General features: G+C 73.3%; 15 protein-coding genes. 9 read left to right on the forward strand and 6 right to left on the reverse strand.

Annotated features, from left to right (window positions below):
• Nucleotide 1: 1 nt before the first annotated feature.
• Nucleotides 2-499 carry an Lrp/AsnC family transcriptional regulator gene (locus UW392_RS00520; protein ID WP_320772827.1) on the reverse strand — a complete coding sequence of 166 codons (498 nt, stop codon included), beginning with the start codon at nt 497-499 and terminating at the stop codon, nt 2-4.
• A gap of 190 nt (nt 500-689) precedes the next feature.
• Between UW392_RS00520 and UW392_RS00525 the strand changes: the two genes are divergently transcribed.
• Nucleotides 690-2129 (forward strand): gamma-aminobutyraldehyde dehydrogenase, encoded by a 1440-nt coding sequence (locus UW392_RS00525; protein ID WP_320772798.1) that lies wholly within the window; start codon nt 690-692, stop codon nt 2127-2129.
• Nucleotides 2130-2339: 210 nt separating this feature from the next.
• On the opposite strand, the gene UW392_RS00530 is transcribed toward UW392_RS00525, so the two are convergent.
• Together UW392_RS00530 and UW392_RS00535 are read right to left on the reverse strand one after the other, a co-directional pair.
• A complete protein-coding gene (locus UW392_RS00530; RefSeq protein WP_320772799.1) occupies nt 2340-3047 on the reverse strand; it encodes a glycerophosphodiester phosphodiesterase in 708 nt (235 codons plus the stop codon).
• Nucleotides 3032-4165, reverse strand: coding sequence for an adenosine deaminase (locus tag UW392_RS00535; protein WP_320772800.1), 1134 nt, complete (start codon nt 4163-4165; stop codon nt 3032-3034). The genes UW392_RS00530 and UW392_RS00535 overlap by 16 nt, the downstream gene beginning before the upstream one ends.
• A 150-nt stretch (nt 4166-4315) precedes the next feature.
• Between UW392_RS00535 and UW392_RS00540 the strand changes: the two genes are divergently transcribed.
• A complete protein-coding gene (locus UW392_RS00540) occupies nt 4316-5254 on the forward strand; it encodes a DUF4190 domain-containing protein (protein WP_320772801.1) in 939 nt (312 codons plus the stop codon).
• Between the two features lie 27 nt (nt 5255-5281).
• Here UW392_RS00540 and UW392_RS00545 read toward each other — a convergent pair whose 3' ends face one another.
• Nucleotides 5282-5857 carry an NADAR family protein gene (locus tag UW392_RS00545; protein ID WP_320772802.1) on the reverse strand — a complete coding sequence of 192 codons (576 nt, stop codon included), beginning with the start codon at nt 5855-5857 and terminating at the stop codon, nt 5282-5284.
• A gap of 331 nt (nt 5858-6188) precedes the next feature.
• Here UW392_RS00545 and UW392_RS00550 point away from each other — a divergent pair, with 331 nt between their 5' ends.
• From UW392_RS00550 to UW392_RS00575, 6 genes are all read left to right on the forward strand, one after another.
• Nucleotides 6189-7436: a spermidine/putrescine ABC transporter substrate-binding protein gene (locus tag UW392_RS00550; protein ID WP_320772803.1), complete on the forward strand. Its 1248-nt coding sequence runs from the start codon at nt 6189-6191 to the stop codon at nt 7434-7436.
• A 2-nt stretch (nt 7437-7438) separates the two neighbouring features.
• Nucleotides 7439-8596 carry an ABC transporter ATP-binding protein gene (locus UW392_RS00555; protein WP_320772804.1) on the forward strand — a complete coding sequence of 386 codons (1158 nt, stop codon included), beginning with the start codon at nt 7439-7441 and terminating at the stop codon, nt 8594-8596.
• Nucleotides 8593-9549 carry an ABC transporter permease gene (locus UW392_RS00560; RefSeq protein ID WP_320772805.1) on the forward strand — a complete coding sequence of 319 codons (957 nt, stop codon included), beginning with the start codon at nt 8593-8595 and terminating at the stop codon, nt 9547-9549. Before UW392_RS00555 ends, UW392_RS00560 begins: the two co-directional genes overlap by 4 nt.
• The gene (locus UW392_RS00565) at nt 9550-10353 is read left to right on the forward strand and encodes an ABC transporter permease (protein WP_320772806.1); all 804 of its coding nucleotides are present in this window, start codon (nt 9550-9552) and stop codon (nt 10351-10353) included.
• A 12-nt stretch (nt 10354-10365) separates the two neighbouring features.
• Nucleotides 10366-11784: an FAD-dependent oxidoreductase gene (locus UW392_RS00570; RefSeq protein WP_320772807.1), complete on the forward strand. Its 1419-nt coding sequence runs from the start codon at nt 10366-10368 to the stop codon at nt 11782-11784.
• Nucleotides 11785-11970: 186 nt separating this feature from the next.
• The gene (locus UW392_RS00575; RefSeq protein WP_320772808.1) at nt 11971-12426 is read left to right on the forward strand and encodes a hypothetical protein; all 456 of its coding nucleotides are present in this window, start codon (nt 11971-11973) and stop codon (nt 12424-12426) included.
• A gap of 5 nt (nt 12427-12431) precedes the next feature.
• Here the strand turns inward: UW392_RS00575 and UW392_RS00580 are convergent, their stop codons facing one another.
• Nucleotides 12432-12989 (reverse strand): phosphatase PAP2 family protein, encoded by a 558-nt coding sequence (locus UW392_RS00580; protein WP_320772809.1) that lies wholly within the window; start codon nt 12987-12989, stop codon nt 12432-12434.
• Between the two features lie 419 nt (nt 12990-13408).
• Nucleotides 13409-14743 (reverse strand): 4-aminobutyrate--2-oxoglutarate transaminase, encoded by a 1335-nt coding sequence (gene gabT, locus UW392_RS00585; protein WP_320772810.1) that lies wholly within the window; start codon nt 14741-14743, stop codon nt 13409-13411.
• A gap of 371 nt (nt 14744-15114) precedes the next feature.
• Here gabT and UW392_RS00590 point away from each other — a divergent pair, with 371 nt between their 5' ends.
• Nucleotides 15115-17523: an ATP/GTP-binding protein gene (locus tag UW392_RS00590; RefSeq protein WP_320772811.1), complete on the forward strand. Its 2409-nt coding sequence runs from the start codon at nt 15115-15117 to the stop codon at nt 17521-17523.
• Nucleotides 17524-17550 lie beyond the last annotated feature (27 nt).

The raw sequence follows: 17550 nt of genomic DNA on the forward strand, positions 1-17550 counted from the left end.
GCTATCGGGTCCCCCACATGTAGGTCTGCTTCTTGAGCTTCAGGTAGACGAAGCTCTCGGTGGAGCGCACTCCGGGGACGGCGCGGATACGCCCGTTGATGACCTCAAGCAGGTGGTCGTCGTCCTCGCAGACGATCTCTACCATCAGGTCGAAGGAGCCGGCCGTCATGACCACGTACTCGCACTCGTCCATGCCGGTCAGCGCGTCGGCCACCGCCTCCACGTCGCCCTCGACGTGGACGCCGACCATCGCCTGGCGCCGGAAGCCCACGGTGAGCGGGTCGGTGACGGCGACGATCTGCATCACGCCCTGGTCGAGCAGCTTCTGCACGCGCTGGCGGACGGCCGCCTCGGACAGGCCGACGGCCTTGCCGATCGCGGCGTACGGGCGCCGGCCGTCCTCCTGGAGCTGCTCGATGATGGCGAGGGAGACGGCGTCCAGGTGGGGCGTGCCGCTCCGGGGATCTGCGCTTCGACTGGCCACCGGCTCACTGTACACGAGGAGTCGTCGGTTTCGCAAGGATCGACCATTGGAATTCGTTGTTCTCAAGCACCTCTGATGCGGATTCCGCAGTGGGTGAGGTGCCGGGGGTGTTGGAAACGCGGGCTGGTTCATTAGGGTGGGTGTCTCAGCCTGTGGACACCCGCCACGGGGACACCCGGGACACCGAGGGCCAGGAGGGCCGGCAGTGAGCGTTGAGCTGCGTCGTCTGCGCAACCACATCGACGGCGAATTCCGTGACGCCGCCGACGGACGGACCACCGAGGTGGTCAACCCCGTGACCGGCGAGGCGTACGCCACGGCGCCGCTGTCCGGCCGGGCGGACGTCGACGCCGCCATGGAGGCCGCCGCGCGGGCCTTCCCGGGCTGGCGCGACACGACCCCCGCGGAGCGTCAGAAGGCCCTCCTGAAGATCGCCGACGCCTTCGAGGAGCGGGCCGAGGAGCTCATCGCGGCCGAGGTGGAGAACACGGGCAAGCCCGTGGGGCTCACCCGTACCGAGGAAGTCCCGCCCATGGTCGACCAGATCCGCTTCTTCGCGGGCGCCGCCCGCATGCTGGAGGGTCGCTCGGCCGGCGAGTACATGGAGGGCCTGACCTCGATCGTCCGCCGCGAGCCGGTGGGCGTCTGCGCCCAGGTCGCGCCGTGGAACTACCCGATGATGATGGCCGTGTGGAAGTTCGCCCCGGCGATCGCGGCGGGCAACACGGTCGTGCTGAAGCCGTCGGACACCACCCCGGCGTCGACGGTCCTGATCGCCGAGATCGTGGGCTCGGTCCTGCCGAAGGGCGTCTTCAACGTCATCACCGGCGACCGCGAGACCGGCCGCCTGATGGTGGAGCACCCCGTGCCGGCGATGGCGTCCATCACCGGTTCCGTACGGGCCGGCATGCAGGTCGCCGAGTCCGCTTCCAAGGACCTCAAGCGCGTCCACCTGGAGCTCGGCGGCAAGGCCCCGGTCGTGGTCTTCGACGACGTCGACCTCGCCAAGGCCGTCGAGGGCATCGCGGAGGCCGGCTACTTCAACGCGGGACAGGACTGTACGGCCGCCACCCGCGTCCTCGTCCAGGAGTCGGTGCACGACGAGTTCGTGGCCGCGCTCGCCAAGGCCGCCGCCGAGACGAAGACGGGGCGGCCGGACGACGAGGACGTCGCGTTCGGCCCGCTCAACAACCCGAACCAGCTCCAGCAGGTCTCCGGCTTCATCGAGCGGCTGCCCGCCCACGCCAAGGTCGAGGCCGGCGGCCACCGGGTGGGCGAGCAGGGGTACTTCTACGCCCCGACCGTCGTCTCCGGGCTGGAGCAGGACGACGAGATCGTCCAGAACGAGGTCTTCGGACCGGTCATCACCGTCCAGTCCTTCACCGACGAGGCGCAGGCCGTCGAGTGGGCCAACGGCGTCGAGTACGCGCTCGCCTCCTCGGTCTGGACGAAGGACCACGCGCGCGCGATGCGCATGTCCAGGGCGCTGGACTTCGGCTGCGTGTGGATCAACACCCACATCCCGCTGGTGGCGGAGATGCCCCACGGCGGCTTCAAGAAGTCCGGATACGGCAAGGACCTCTCGGCGTACGGGTTCGACGACTACACGCGGATCAAGCACGTGATGACGTCGCTGGACGGGTAGCGTTGCGGCGCGCGCGGGCGTACGGCGTCCGTCGCGCGCTCACGGTACGGGGAAGTGCGAGGCCCCGGGCGGGAGTCGATCCGCCCGGGGCCACGCACGTGCGCTCTCCCCACCCGTTCTTCAACGTGTTCGCGTGCGGGCGTGCGCTACCGGAATCCGGTCACCGCGCCCCCGGCCGTCGCGGGCGCCGGCTGAACAGGTGTGCGGGGCTCACGCCCCGCGCACCGCGCACAGAATGTCGACGCGGTTGGTGGTGATCGAGTCGACGCCCGCGGCGATCAGCCGCCGCATCGACCGCCGGGTGTCGGGCGTCCACACCGACAGCAGGTGGCCGCCCCGGTGGACGTGGTCGGCGAGCTGCTCAGTGACCAGCCCGAACCCGTAGTTGAGCCAGCGGGGCCGCACCGCGTCGAGCAGGACCGGGCGGGGCGGGGCGAGCGTCGTCCAGGTCAGGGCGATCTCGGCGGCCGGGTCGGCGGCGCGCACCCACAGCATGGCGGCGGGACCGGCGCAGTAGTACACCCGGTCACGGGCGCCGCAGTCGGCGACGGCGCCCGTCACGGTGCGTACCGACCGCTCGGACGCGCCGGGCAGGTCGACCATCAGGCGGTGGTCCCCGGCGGCGGCCAGCGCGTCGCGGAGGGTGGGGACGAGACCGCCCGTCAGCCCGCCCAGCTCCTCGTGGGTGAGGGAGGCGACCGGGCGGTCGTGGCCCCACAGGCGCCGCAGCGTCGCGTCGTGGAGGAGCACCGGCACGCCGTCCCGGGTGAGACGGACGTCGACCTCCACGGCGTCCGCGCCGCGCGCGAGGGCCGAGCGCAGGGAGGCCAGGGTGTTCTCCCGGTGGCGGTACGGGTCGCCGCGGTGCGCCACGGCCGTCACGGGGCGCACCGCGCCCGCCGTCAGTTCGCGAGCCACGCGGAGGTGTACGAGTCGATCTCGTCCAGGATGCGGGCCTTGCCCGCCGGGTCCAGGAAGGACGCCTCCACCGCGTTCCTGGCGAGGGCGGCCACGCCCTGCTCGTCGAGGTCGAGGAGGCGGGCGGCGACCCCGTACTCGTTGTTGAGGTCGGTGCCGAACATCGGCGGGTCGTCGGAGTTGACGGTGACGAGGACCCCGGCGCGGGCGAACTCCTTGATGGGGTGCTCGTCGAGGGTCGCGACCGCGCGGGTGGCGATGTTCGAGGTCGGGCAGACCTCCAGCGGGATGCGGTGCTCGGCGAGGTGGGCGAGGAGCCTCGGGTCCCGTGCGGAGCTGGTGCCGTGGCCGATGCGCTCGGCGCGCAGCTCGGTCAGCGCGTCCCATACCGTCTGTGGCCCGGTGGTCTCGCCCGCGTGCGGCACGGAGTGCAGCCCGGCCGCGATCGCCCGGTCGAAGTACGGCTTGAACTGCGGGCGCGGTACGCCGATCTCCGGCCCGCCGAGCCCGAAGGAGACCAGGCCCTCCGGGCGCAGCCGGTCGTCGGTGGCGAGGCGGACGGTCTCCTCCGCGGCGGCGCCGTTCCCCTCCTCGCCGGGAATGTCGAAGCACCAGCGCAGTACGGTGCCGAACTCGGCCTCGGCCGCCTTGCGGGCGTCCTCGACGGCGTCCATGAAGGCGCGCTCGTCGATGCCGCGGCGGGTGGAGGAGTACGGGGTGATGGTCAGCTCGGCGTAGCGGACCTGCTGCCGGGCCAGGTCCCGCGCCACCTCGTAGGTCAGCAGCCGGACGTCCTCGGGGGTGCGGATGAGGTCGACGACGGACAGGTACACCTCGATGAAGTGGGCGAAGTCCGTGAACGTGAAGTAGTCGACCAGGGCCTCGGGGTCGGTGGGCACCTTGGAGTCGGGGTGCCGGGCGGCGAGCTCCGCGACGATGCGGGGGGAGGCGGAGCCGACGTGGTGCACGTGCAGTTCGGCCTTGGGCAGTCCGGCGATGAACGAGTGCAGGCCGGGGCGGGCGGCGGCGTCCGCCCCGGTGGGACCGGCCGGGGTGCCGGGCGCGGTGAGCCCGGTCGAGGCGGTGGTGCCGTCGGGCGCTGCGTGGTGGTCGGTCATGGTTCCTCCCCGGAACGGGGTCCCCGGCGGCGAGGCCGGGGGACGCGGTGATCGGCTGATCGGTCCTTCAGGGATCATCGTAGGCGGCGGCCCGTGCGTGTGAAGCATGGGCCGTAACATGACGGAACGTACGACAGAGGGGACGTGTGCATGTCCGACGAGGCTCAGACGCCCACGACGCCGGACAGCCCGGTCCCGTATCCGGGCGGCGTTCCGCAGGACGCTCCCAAGATCCACCTGGACAAGCCGGGCCCGGGCAAGTCGGCCCCGGACGAGCCCTCCGCCCCCGCTCCGGACCCCTGGGCGCCCCCCGCGGACACGCCCCGGCCGCCCTCCCCGCACGACCAGCGGACGGTCACCTCGATACCGGGGGCGGGCGCCGCCGCTCCGACGACCCCGCCGTCGCCCGCCCCGCCGTGGGCCGGCCCGTATCCCCCCTCGGGCGGCCCGCAGCCCATGGGCACCCCCTATCTGCCGGGTGCGGGTGCGGGCCATGCGTCCGGTCCCGGGCCCGCACCCGGCGAGCCCGTCCCGCCGCCGCCGATCGCCCCCGACGGCCCGGGGCAGCCGGAGTACGGCTACGGCTACGGCTATCCGCAGCACCCGGGCCACTCGGGCCCTGTGGGTCACCCGGGTCACCTGGGACCCTCCAGCCCCATGGGCCACCCGGGCCACCCGGGGCACGGCGGCCCGTTCGCCCCGTACCCCGGTGCGGCCGGCTACGGCTGGCCGGGAACGCCGTACGGGCCGAGCAACGGCATGGGGATCGCCGCCATGACGATCGGGATCGTCGCGGCCGTGGTCTTCTGCCTGTGGCCGCTCTCCATCGTGCTGGGCGTGCTCGCCATCGTCTTCGGGGTGATCGGGCGCGGCAAGGCCCGCCGCGGGGAGGCGTCCAACCCGGGGCAGGCGCTGGCCGGGATCATCTGCGGAGCGGCCGGGATCGTCCTGGGCGTGGGCATGCTCGTGCTGTTCCTGGTGCTGCCCGACAGCCTCGACTATCCGGACGACCCCTACGGCGACAGCTACTCGACGTCCCTGGTCCTGTCCGACGGGCCTCACGAGCCCCAAGAGCCTCACCGGTTCTGATGCGTCCCGCGAGACGCCCCCCGTCGGCTAGGCGCCGTCCGCCCGCAGCCGTTCCCGCGCCTCCATCAGGGCGAAGCCCAGCAGGTTGAGGCCGCGCCAGCGCTCGGGATCCGCGGCGCGCTCGTCGTCCGCGGTCAGTCCGATGCCCCACACCCGGTCCAGCGGGCTGGCCTCGACGAGCACGCGCTGCCCCGTAGCGAGCAGGTACTCCCGCAGGCCGGCGTGGGCGGCGAACTTGTGGACGCTGCCCTCGACCACGATTCTGAACCGCTCCCGCTCCCACACGGCGCCGTCGAAGCCGCGGACCAGCCGCCCCGCCTTCTTCGCCGCGGCCGGATGCCCCGCGGCCAGCGCCTGCCGCTCCGCCTCCGCGTCCCCGAACAGCCGGGCCTTGGCCGCCATCATCCAGTGCTCCGCCGTCGCGTACTCCACACCGTCCACCGTGAACGGCGAGGGCCACCACTGGCTCAGACAGCTCGCGCCGACCCGGCCGTCCGGCCGGGGCCGGTGCCCCCAGAAACGCAGGTACTCCACGCTCGCCCCGGCGCCGATCTCCCTGGTCAGGGCGGCCCGGGAGTCGATCCTCCCCGTGATCCCCGTCATGGCGGCGAGTCTGGCACGCGCCACTGACACCCCGCCCCCTGTTTTTCGAGCACTCCTCCTCCCGCCGCCGACAGATTCCGTCGCGTAACCGAAAGGCAACAACGGAATCCCTTGTTGAGGTGTCCGTGCTCTGCCAGGATCGGCGCCCATATCGACGTCCACCACGGGCTGCCGCCTCCCGGCAGGACCGTGCCCCGCTCCCGTGCGCGAAGCACCCGCAGGTCAAGCGCGTCACCGAGTACGTCATGCCGGACAATACGGCGGTCGCCCGGACAACCGCCGACCATGGACCGCCGACCGCGGCCGCACTCCCCGAAAGGGCACCCCGCGCATGGAGCAGCACCAGCCCGACCGTCCGTCCCCGGCCCGCGCGGCCGCCCTGCGGCGCAGCCTCAGGAACGGCAGGGCCGCACTGACCCGCCGGTCCCTGCTGCGCGCCGGTGCGGGCGGCGCGTTCGCGCTCGGCGGCACCGGCGTGCTGAGTGCCTGTGGGATACCCCCCGCGGGCCGCGGTCAGGGCGGGGAGTCCGCGGAGGACCACTCGGCACAGGAGAGGACCGTCTCCTTCTCCAACTGGACCGAGTACATGGACGTCGACGACAGCGGCCGACGGCACCCGACGCTCGAGGAGTTCACCCGGCGCACCGGCATCGGGGTCGAGTACACCGAGGACATCAACGACAACAACGAGTTCTTCGGCAAGGTCAGACCGCAGCTCGCCGCGGGTCAGGACACCGGCCGGGACATCGTCGTGCTCACCGACTGGCTGGCCGGCCGGCTCATCCGCCTCGGGTGGGTGCAGCGGCTGGACGCCTCCCACCTGCCGCACGCCTACACGAACCTGTCCGCCCAGTTCCGCGACCCCGACTGGGATCCCGGGCGCGCCTACTCGTACCCCTGGCAGGCCATCTCGACCGTCATCGCGTACAACCGGAAGGCCCTCGACGGCATCGAGGTGCGGACCGTCTCCGACCTGCTCGACCATCCGAAGCTCAAGGGCCGGGTCGGCCTCCTCGCGGAGATGCGCGACACCGTCGGCATGGTCCTGCTGGACATGGGCAAGGACCCGGAGCGGTTCACCGACGACGACTACGACGCGGCCGTCGCCCGCCTGCAAGGAGCCGTGGACCGGGGCCAGATCCGCCGCTTCACCGGCAACGACTACACCTCCGACCTCACCAGTGGCGACTTCGCCGCCTGCATCGCCTGGGCCGGGGACGTCGTCCAGCTCAAGGCGGACAGCCCGGACGTCGACTTCGTCATCCCGGACAGCGGTTACCTGACGTCGACCGACAACCTGCTGATCCCCAACAGGGCGCGCCACAAGACGAACGCCGAGCGGCTCATCGACTACTACTACGAGCCCCGGCCGGCCGCCGAACTCGCCGCCTACATCAACTACGTGTGCCCCGTGGACGGGGTGAAGGCCGAGCTGGAGAAGATCGACCCGGCCGCGGCGGAGAACCCGCTGATCGTTCCCGACCGGGACATGGCCGCGAGGTCCTCCGCCTTCCGCTCGCTGACGAGTGACGAGGAGACGGCCTACGAAGAGAAGTTCGCGAAGCTCACAGGGGCGTGACGATGAAGACGACGACAGACCGCGGCGGCGACGTCCGCCTGGCGGGCATCAGCAAGGCCTACGGCTCCCTCACCGCCGTGCACCCCCTGGACCTGACCGTCCCCCGGGGCTCGTTCTTCGCCCTCCTCGGGGCCTCGGGCTGCGGCAAGACCACCACCCTGCGCATGATCGCCGGCCTGGAGGAGCCCACCGCGGGCACCGTGTTCCTGGGGGACCGGGACGTGACGCGCCTGCCGCCGCACAAGCGGCCGGTGAACACGGTCTTCCAGTCGTACGCGCTCTTCCCGCACCTCGACGTCTTCGAGAACGTCGCCTTCGGACTGCGCCGGCGCGGCATCAGATCGGTGAAGAAGCAGGTCGAGGAGATGCTGGAGCTCGTCCAGCTCGGCGAGCAGGCCCGGCGCAGGCCGCACCGGCTGTCCGGCGGGCAGCAGCAGCGCGTCGCGGTCGCCCGCGCGCTGATCAACCATCCGGAGGTGCTGCTCCTCGACGAGCCCCTCGGCGCCCTCGACCTCACGCTGCGCCGCCGCATGCAGCGGGAGCTCGGGCGCATCCAGCGGGAGGTCGGCATCACCTTCATCCACGTCACGCACGACCAGGAGGAGGCCATGACGATGGCCGACACGGTCGCCGTGATGAACGCGGGCCGCGTCGAACAGTCCGGCGCGCCCGCCGACCTCTACGAGAACCCGCGGACCACGTTCGTGGCCGACTTCCTGGGCAGCTCCAACCTCATCGCGGCCTCGGTCGAGTACACGAGCGGCGACGACGTGGTCCTCGGGGCGGGCGGCGGCAGGCTCGCCCTGCCCCGGGCACGGTGTCCCGCGCCCGCCACGGCCGGCTCCACGGTCCTCGTCGGCATACGCCCGGAGAAGACCGCCCTCACCCACGTGGACGACTCCGGCCGGATACCGGCGGCCCGCAACCGCCTCACCGGGCGGATCGCCGCCGCGAGCTTCACCGGCGTCGCCACGCAGTACGTCGTCGACACCGCGGTCTGCCCCGAGTTCGAGGTGTACGCGCAGAACATCGACCGCGATCCCCGGCTCGTCCCCGGCGCCGAGGTCGTCGTCCACTGGGACCCGGCGCACGGCTTCGGCCTCGACGCGGCCCAGGACACCGGCGCGGGCGCCGCGGCTGCGGCGGAGGTCCCCGCATGACGACGCTCACCGACGCGCCCCCGCCCCCACCGCCCCCTCCGCCACCGGCCACGGCGGCGAACCCGGAGGTGGAGAAGGGGCGCCCGCGCGCGGGAGGCCGCCGCACGCCGTACTGGCTGCTCCTGCCCGGCATCCTGTGGCTGCTGGTCTTCTTCCTGCTGCCGATGGTCTACCAGGCCTCCACGTCCGTGCAGACCGGCTCCCTGGAGGAGGGCTACGAGGTCACCTGGCGCTTCGCGACCTACGGGGAGGCGCTGTCCGCGTACTGGCCGCAGTTCGCGCGCTCGGTGCTGTACGCGGGCTCGGCGACCGTGCTGTGCCTGCTGCTGGGCTATCCGCTGGCGTACCTGATCGCGTTCCGCGCGGGCCGCTGGCGAGGGCTGCTCCTCGTCCTGGTGATCGCGCCCTTCTTCACCAGCTTCCTGATCCGCACGCTCGCCTGGAAGACGATCCTCGCGGACGGCGGTCCGGTCGTCGGCGCCCTGAACGCCCTGCACGTCCTGGACGTGACCGGTTGGCTCGGCATCACCGCGGGGGAGCGCGTGCTCGCCACGCCGCTCGCGGTGGTCTGCGGCCTCACGTACAACTTCCTGCCGTTCATGGTCCTGCCGCTCTACGCCTCGCTGGAGCGGATCGACGGGCGGCTGCACGAGGCGGCGGGCGATCTGTACGCGACGCCGTTCGCGACCTTCCGCCGGGTCACCCTCCCGCTGTCGATGCCGGGTGTCGTCTCCGGCACGCTGCTGACCTTCATCCCGGCCTGCGGGGACTACGTCAACGCCGACCTGCTCGGCTCCACGGACACCCGCATGATCGGCAACGTGATCCAGACGCAGTTCCTGCGCGTCCTGGACTATCCGACGGCGGCGGCCCTGTCCTTCCTCCTGATGGCCGCCATCCTCCTCATGGTGACCTTCTACATCCGCCGGTCCGGGACGGAGGACCTGGTCTGAATGGCTCTCCTCACCGCCCTCGCGGGCTGGTTCCGGCGCCGGCTCGTCGTCCTCGCGGGCCTGCTGACCCTCGGCTACCTGCTGCTGCCGAACGCCGTCGTGACCGTGTTCTCCTTCAACGATCCGAAGGGCCGCTTCAACTACACGTGGCAGGGCTTCTCCGCCGACGCCTGGCGGGACCCGTGCGGCGTCCCCGGGCTGTGCGAGTCGCTCGGCACCAGCCTGCGGATCGCCCTCTGGGCCACGGTCGGCGCCACGGTCCTCGGCACGATGACCGCCTTCGCGCTGGCGCGGTACCGCTTCCGCGCGCGCGGGGCGGTCAACGCGCTGGTCTTCCTGCCGATGGCGATGCCCGAGGTCGTCCTGGCGGCCTCCCTGCTGACCCTGTTCCTCAACCTGGGGGCGGAGCTCGGGCCGTGGACGATCCTGATCGCCCACATCATGTTCTGCCTCAGTTTCGTCGTCGTGGCCGTCAAGGCACGCGTGATGTCGATGGATCCGCGGCTGGAGGAGGCCGCGCGGGACCTGTACGCGGGCCCGCTGGAGACCTTCCGGCGGGTCACCCTGCCGATCGCGGCCCCGGGGATCGCCGCGGGCGCGCTGCTCGCCTTCGCGCTCTCCTTCGACGACTTCGTGATCACCAATTTCACCGCGGGCGCGACCGTCACCTTCCCCATGTTCGTGTGGGGTTCGGCGCAGCGCGGCACGCCCGTCCAGATCAATGTCATCGGCACGGCCCTGTTCGCCCTGGCCGTGCTCGTCGTCCTGGGAGGAGCGGTCGTCGCCGGCCGCCGGAAGAGGTAGGGAGTTGAGACCATGGCCCCGAGCGCCATGAGCCGCTGGACGGGATCCCTCTCCGACGCACAACCGGTCGCCTACTGGCTGGACGACCCCGGCCGGCCCCGCCCGCGGCCCGCGCTCACCGCGGCCGAGAGCTGCGACCTGCTGGTCGTCGGCGGCGGCTACAGCGGGCTGTGGACCGCGCTCCTGGCCAAGGAGCGCGACCCGCGGCGGGACGTCGTGCTCGTCGAGGCGCGCGAGGCGGGCTGGGCCGCCTCCGGCCGCAACGGGGGGTTCTGCGCCGCCTCCCTCACCCACGGCCCGGCCAACGGCCTCACCCGCTGGCCGGACGAGTTCCCCCGCCTGCACGAGCTCGGCGCCCGCAACCTCGACGAGTTCGAGCGGGCCGTCGACGCCCACGCGCTCGACTGCGACTTCGAGCGCACCGGCGAGATCACCGTCGCCACGGCGCCGCACCAGGCCGCCGAGCTCCGCGCGGTGTACGAGGGGATGGACCGCCGTGGCCTCGCGGACGGCCTCGAGTTCCTGGACGCGCGGGCGGTGCGGGAGCAGGTCGACTCGCCGACGTTCCTGGCCGGTCTGCACGACCGCCGGGGTGTGGCCCTGCTGGACCCGGCCCGGCTCGCCTGGGGCCTCAAGCGTGCCTGTCTGCGCCTGGGCGTGCGGATGTACGAGCACACGCCCGCGCTGACCCTCCGGCCGTACGGCGCCGGCATGGTCGTCCGCACCCCGTACGGCTCGGTCCGGGCCCGCAGCACGGCCCTCGGCACAAACGTTTTTCCCAGCCTGGTCCGGCGCGTGCGGCCGTACACCGTCCCCGTCTACGACTACGCGCTGATGACCGAACCGCTGACCGCGGACCAACTGGCGTCGGTCGGCTGGCGCCGCCGGCAGGGGCTCGCCGACAGCGCCAACCGGTTCCACTACTTCCGCCTCACCGCCGGCAACCGCGTCCTGTGGGGCGGCTACGACGCGGTCTACCCGTACGGCGGCCGGGTGCGTGCCGAGTACGACGACCGCCCGCGGACGTACGCCAAGCTCGCCGGGCACTTCTTCACCTGCTTCCCGCAGTTGGAGGGAGTCCGCTTCACCCACGCGTGGGGCGGCGCCATCGACACCTGCTCGCGCTTCGCCGCCTTCTTCGGCACGGCGCACCGGGGCCGGGTCGCGTACGCGGCGGGGTACACGGGCCTGGGCGTGGGCGCCACGCGGTTCGGGGCGAACGTGATGCTCGACCTCCTGGCGGGGGAGCGCACGGAGCGCACCGAGCTGGAGATGGTCCGCCGGAAGCCGCTGCCGTTCCCGCCCGAGCCGTTCGCGTGGACCGGGATCGCGCTCACCAAGTGGTCGCTGGCACGGGCCGACACCCGCGGTGGGCGGCGCAACCTGTGGCTGCGCACGATGGACCGGCTGGGGCTGGGCTTCGACAGCTGAACCGGACGGAACGGGGGCGTACGGACGTGACCCCGCCCGACGGGCGTGTGCCGGGCTCGCTCCCCGTGCCCCGGTGCACCCGCGGCACGGTGCCCGGACCCGCGTAACGCCGGCCGCGGAGCCGCCTCTCAGCTCCTGGCGCGCGAGGTGCCCACGGCGTCGACCCCGGGAGAGGAAGTGGCCGCCATGACCGGTGCCAGGACGGCGGCCGAGTGGCTGGCATCCGTCGCTCCCGACCCCGAGGCCTGTCACTTCGCGTGGCGGCGCGACCCCCTCGGGGTGGCGCTGCTCCCGGCGGGCAGGGCCTGGGACGTGCTGATCCTGCCCGGCGGGCTCGGCCGTCCCGCGCTCGACGTGCTCACCCGCCGGACCGGCCGGCCCGGACCGGTGCTCGCCGGCTGCGGCGGGCGGCGGCTGGGGTTCTTCGTGCCCCCGGGCACGGCGGGCCGCTGGCTCGGCACGGGCGTGCGGACGGCGGGGAGCGGTACGTGGATCGTGGTGCCGTACCCCGGGCGGCGGAACCCCGGGCGGCGGACGGGCGGCGTGCGCTGGCTGGTCCTTCCGGACGGCACCGGCACCCTCACCGACCCGGCCCGACTGGAACTGGCCATGCACGAGGCGGTGGCGGGCCCGCCGGTCTGAGAGCTTCAGTCCTGTGGACGCGATCGCCACCGGGCGAGGAGTACCGCGAGGCCGATGAGCAGCAGAGCGCACAGGCACCAGCTGCCCACCACGTCCAGCGGCCAGTGGTAGCCGTGGCGGACCAGCCCGAATCCGGTTCCGGCGTTCAGCGCCACGCACAGCGCCAGGGCGCAGGCCCGCGCCCACGCGCCCCGTAGCCAGGGCCACAGCACGAGGGCCGCTCCGCCGTACGCGACGGCCGCGGTCGCCGTGTGGCCGGACGGGTAGAACCCCGTGTCCGGGGCCATCACCGGTGGCCCGGGGCGGTCGATCAGCTCTTTCAGCGGTACGACCACGAGCGGTACGGCCGCCATCAGCAGGGCCGTGAGCAGGGACGGGAGCCACCAGCGGGGGGCGCCGGCCCGGCGGGCGAGCAGCGCCGCGACGGCCAGCGCGGCCGCGAGCACGGGGACGGCGACCGGGACGGCGCCGAGGTCGGCGAGGAACCGGGAGACCCCGTCGGGACGTATCAGGAGGTCACCGAGGTGCTCGTCGGCGCGGGCGAGGGCACCGTGGACGGCCACCTGCCAGGTGGTCAGGGCCAGGACCAGCAGCAGGGCGGGCGACGCGACGATCGGGAACCGGGCCCGGCGGCCGGAGGGAGGGGCCGGCCGCTCCGGATCAGGGGGGATTGCTCCGGAGCGGCCGGCCGGACCGGTGTGCCGCGCGTCCCGGGGGGTCTGGGGCGGGCGGCCGTCCGATCGGTGAGGAGATCCGGAGCCGGAAGCTCCGGGTGTGTGCGCGACGGCACGACCGGGGTGGAGCTGGGGAGGCCCCGACCCGGTGTCGTCCGCGGTTCCCCGCGGGCGGGGTGCATCTCTCATCTGGCTAGAACCTACGACAGGGGGCGCGGCGACGACAGACGGTTCCGGGTCCCGACATGCACCTTGCACACCTTCTTCACGCCGTCCGCCGAACGCCCTCCTGCCTCCGGGACGCCCGCTCAGATGCGGGTGAACGCCTGCTCGATGATGTCGAGGCCCTCGTCGAGCAGGTCCTCGCCGATGACGAGCGGGGGCAGGAAGCGGAGCACGTTGCCGTAGGTGCCACAGGTCAGGACCAGCAGGCCCTCCTGGTGACAGGCCCTGGCGAGCGCGGCGGTGGCCTCCGGGGCCGGTTCCTTGGTGGTGCGGTCCTTGACCAGTTCGACGGCGATCATGGCGCCCCGGCCCCGGACGTCGCCGATGACCTCGTACTTCTCGGCCATGGCGGACAGGCGGCCCTTCATGACCTCCTCGATCCGCCTGGCCCTCGCGTTGAGGTCCAGCTCCTTCATCGTCTCGATCGCGCCGAGCGCGCCCGCGCAGGCCACCGGGTTGCCGCCGTACGTGCCGCCGAGGCCGCCCGCGTGCGCGGCGTCCATGATCTCGGCGCGGCCCGTCACGGCGGCGAGCGGCAGTCCGCCCGCGATGCCCTTGGCCGTGGTGATCAGGTCCGGGACGACGCCCTCGTCCTCGCAGGCGAACCACTGGCCGGTGCGGCAGAAGCCGGACTGGATCTCGTCGGCGACGAAGACGATGCCGTGGTCCGTCGCGAACTGGCGGAGCGCGGGCAGGAAGCCCTTCGCGGGCTCGATGAAGCCGCCCTCGCCGAGCACCGGCTCGATGACGATCGCGGCCACGTTCTCCGCGCCGACCTGCTTGGTGATCTCGTCGATGGCCTGCGCGGCGGCCTCCGGGCCCGCGTTCCCGGCGCCGGTCGGCCAGCGGTAGCCGTACGCCACCGGCACGCGGTAGACCTCGGGCGCGAACGGGCCGAAGCCGTGCTTGTACGGCATGTTCTTGGCGGTCAGCGCCATCGTGAGGTTGGTCCGCCCGTGGTAGCCGTGGTCGAACACGACGACCGCCTGCCGGCCGGTGTGCGCACGGGCGATCTTGACGGCGTTCTCGACGGCCTCGGCGCCCGAGTTGAACAGGGCGGACTTCTTGGCGTGGTCGCCCGGCGTCAGCTCGGCCAGCGCCTCGGCGACGGCGACGTACCCCTCGTACGGCGTGATCATGAAACAGGTGTGCGTGAAGTCCTGGAGCTGGGCTGCGGCCCGGCGGACGACGGCCTCGGCGGAGGCGCCGACGGTCGTGACCGCGATGCCGCTGCCGAAGTCGATCAGCCGGTTGCCGTCGACGTCCTCGACGATCCCGCCACCCGCGCGCGTGACGTAGACCGGCAGCGTGGAGCTCACGCCCCGCGCGACCGCGGCCGTACGGCGGGCCTGCAGCTCCTGCGACTTCGGGCCGGGAATGGCGGTGACGACGCGGCGCTCCTGCGGAAGTGCGGTCATGAGAGCTCCCTGGTGATCGTGGGTGCGTGCGGGGGCCGGCGGGGCCGGTGGCGGGGCGGCTGTCTGCCTGCTTCTCCCCGCTGCTCGCCCTTTTTTCGCAGGCTAGGGCCGAGGAGGAGCGCTGGGCATGCTCCATGTGGGCGTTGTCGGACAGTCGTATTGTCCGCTTCGGACAGTGCGGGCGTGCGCCTTGGCCGTGTTGGACCGGTGGCTCCGTCCGGCGGTGTCCGGACAGCCCCCACCAGGGTGTTCCGGCGGTCGGCCGCGCGTGCTCCGGCCCCGACCTGGCGCGTGCACGGTGAACTCCCCATGCGGGGGAGTTAGATTGGCTCGCTGACGGTGGACGGCACGGCTGCTCAGGGGGCAGGGCGATGAACAGCGACGGCACGCAGGACGCCTGGAGCACGCACGCGCATCCCGTGCCGCGTCCGGCGACGCCGCCGGAGCCGCCCGCGGTGCCGCCGAAGCCGGTGCGCCCCCCGGAGCCGCCACCGGCGGGCCGAGCGGCCCCGTCCGCGGTGGCCGACTGGCTCGACCAGCCCCGCCCGGCCGCCCGCACCGGCATCTGGCGCTTCGGCCACCGACCGGCGGAAACCGTGCGGACCGCGGAGCGCATCCGACCGATCACCGTCGTCGGCATGCTCATCCCGCTGGCACTGGCGCTGGTCCTGTGGTCCCTCTGGCTGCGGGGCGCCGTCCCCTACTGGTGGGCCCCGCTCAGGTTCTTCACCCCGGACGACTGGTGGGAGACGCTCGCCCCCTCCACGCCCGTGGGGTCCGAAGGGGCCCATGCCAGGGTGGTCTACGACGGTGTCTTCTTCGCCCTGCTCGTCCTCGTCATGAGCAACCTGGGGAGCTGGCCCGGCGTCGTCCGGCACTTCTTCGCGCGCCGCGAGCAGCCCGCGCGCGCGGGACTGGCGGCACTGGCCGCCCTGCTCACGCTGACCTTCGTCTTCCCCTCGGCCTTCCCCGGCGTCTTCTGGGACCCGCTGCCCGTCGTGAGCCCGCTGTTCTCGCTCATCGTGCTGATCACCGGCAGCAACGACTTCTTCTTCTCGGCGTGGAAGGTGAACACCGCCTACACCGTCATCACCCTGCTCGTCCTGTGGCCCTTCGCCAGGCTCGGCGGCTGGTGGCCGCTGGCGCGCACCTGGCTGGCGGCCCGCACGGGCACCGCCGAGGAGACCGGCCCGCAGCCCCCCGCCGAACAGCCGCCCAGCCGCTGGCCCGCGCTGCGGGAGGCCGGACAGCACCAGGCGGCGGACGTCCTCGGCGCCGAGGTCGCGGCCGGCCGCATGAACGACGTCGACGTGGCCCGGGTGACGCACGCCTGGACGGCGGCCCGGACCGGGGGACGGCCCGCGGCCTTCACCGACGCCGTCCTGCGGCACGGCGCCGCCACGGCCGTCCACCCCTCCGGCGCCCGCGACCTGCCCGGCCGTACCGCCCGGCACGACCTGCTCACCGGGCAGGTCCGCATCGGGCAGTGGGTCAAGGAGAAGCGCACACCGCCCGCCTACGCGGACGCGGGCGCCGCACTCGGGCCCGACACGCTCGGCACCTCGCTCCTCGTCGTGGGACCGTCGGGCGCCGGGAAGACCCGGCGGGTGATCGCCCCGCTGGCCGAGTCGCTGGCCCTGCAGGCGCTGACCGGCAGCTGTGCCGTCGTCGCCGTGTGCGCGGCCGGGACACCACTCGGTCCGGACGCCGCCTTCGACGTCGTGATCCGCGTCGGCGACCCGTCCTCCGTCCACGACCTGGACCCTTACGCCGAGGCCGACGACCCCGACGAGGCGGCCGCGTTCCTCGCCGAGGCCCTGGTCGGCGACCTCGACGCGGCCGGCACCCGGCGACGGGCCGTCACCGCGCTCGCCCAGCTGCTCGGCCCCTACCGGGCCGCGTACGGGACCTTCCCCACGCTGCCCGTCCTGCGTGAGCTGCTGCTGGGGGAACCCCCGGTGCTGACGGCCCTGCGCGAGGCGCTGGCGGACGAACGGGGCGCCGTGATGCGCCGTGAGCTGGACGCCCGCCTCCGTCAGGCGGACACCCCGGGCGACCCGGGCCCGGAGCTCGCCGACCGGCTCGCCTCGCTGGACCGGCCGGTCTTCGCCGACTTCTTCGGCGCGGGCGACGGCACCACCCGGCCGTTCTCCCTGCGCGCCGTGGCCCACCACCCCCTGCGCGTCCGCATCGACCTGCCAGGACAGGGGCACGAGGAGGCCGCCCGGCTGATCACACGGCTCGTCCTGGCCCAGTTCACCGCGGTGGCGCAGGCCGGGGACGGCCGGGCGCACTTCGCCTGCCTCCTCCTCGACGACGCCGCGGGCGCGGTCACCGAGGACTCCGTCCGGCGGATCCAGCGGCTGCGCACCCGCGACGCGGGCGTCGTGCTCGCGCTCCGCTCGATCGCGGAGGTGCCGGAGGCACTGCACGGCCCGCTCTACGGGGCGGTCGGCTGCCGCATGGCCTGCTCCGGCGTCACCACCTGGGACGGCGGCCGGTTCGCCGACGCCTGGGGCACGGAGTGGGTGGAGACCGAGGACGTGGCCCAGCACACCGTCTTCGCCGACCAGCCGATGACCCGGGCCCTGCACGCCCTGCGCAAGATGGTCACCGGCAAGGAGGTCACCACGAAGGCGGTCACCGTGCGCCAGGTCGAGCGGGAGCGGTGGTCCGCGTCCGAGCTGGCCCACGACCTGCCCCCGGGCCACGCGGTGCTGTCGCTCACCAGCGTGCGGGGCGAGCACGCGCCCCCGCTGCTGGTGGACCTGCGGGGCTGAGCGGCAGCCGGGCGGCGGCCGTGGGGC

Source organism: Streptomyces sp. CRN 30 (genome assembly GCF_034105845.1).

What these genes read in the sequence shown, in the direction of transcription:
- UW392_RS00540 (WP_320772801.1), top strand. Translation starts at nt 4,316, where the DNA reads ATGTCCGACGAGGCTCAGACGCCCACGACGCCGGACAGCCCGGTCCCG.
- gabT (WP_320772810.1), bottom strand. Translation starts at nt 14,743, where the DNA reads ATGACCGCACTTCCGCAGGAGCGCCGCGTCGTCACCGCCATTCCCGGC.
- UW392_RS00590 (WP_320772811.1), top strand. Translation starts at nt 15,115, where the DNA reads ATGAACAGCGACGGCACGCAGGACGCCTGGAGCACGCACGCGCATCCC.
- UW392_RS00550 (WP_320772803.1), top strand. Translation starts at nt 6,189, where the DNA reads ATGGAGCAGCACCAGCCCGACCGTCCGTCCCCGGCCCGCGCGGCCGCC.
- UW392_RS00535 (WP_320772800.1), bottom strand. Translation starts at nt 4,165, where the DNA reads ATGACCGACCACCACGCAGCGCCCGACGGCACCACCGCCTCGACCGGG.
- UW392_RS00565 (WP_320772806.1), top strand. Translation starts at nt 9,550, where the DNA reads ATGGCTCTCCTCACCGCCCTCGCGGGCTGGTTCCGGCGCCGGCTCGTC.
- UW392_RS00570 (WP_320772807.1), top strand. Translation starts at nt 10,366, where the DNA reads ATGGCCCCGAGCGCCATGAGCCGCTGGACGGGATCCCTCTCCGACGCA.
- UW392_RS00560 (WP_320772805.1), top strand. Translation starts at nt 8,593, where the DNA reads ATGACGACGCTCACCGACGCGCCCCCGCCCCCACCGCCCCCTCCGCCA.
- UW392_RS00545 (WP_320772802.1), bottom strand. Translation starts at nt 5,857, where the DNA reads ATGACGGGGATCACGGGGAGGATCGACTCCCGGGCCGCCCTGACCAGG.
- UW392_RS00555 (WP_320772804.1), top strand. Translation starts at nt 7,439, where the DNA reads ATGAAGACGACGACAGACCGCGGCGGCGACGTCCGCCTGGCGGGCATC.
- UW392_RS00575 (WP_320772808.1), top strand. Translation starts at nt 11,971, where the DNA reads ATGACCGGTGCCAGGACGGCGGCCGAGTGGCTGGCATCCGTCGCTCCC.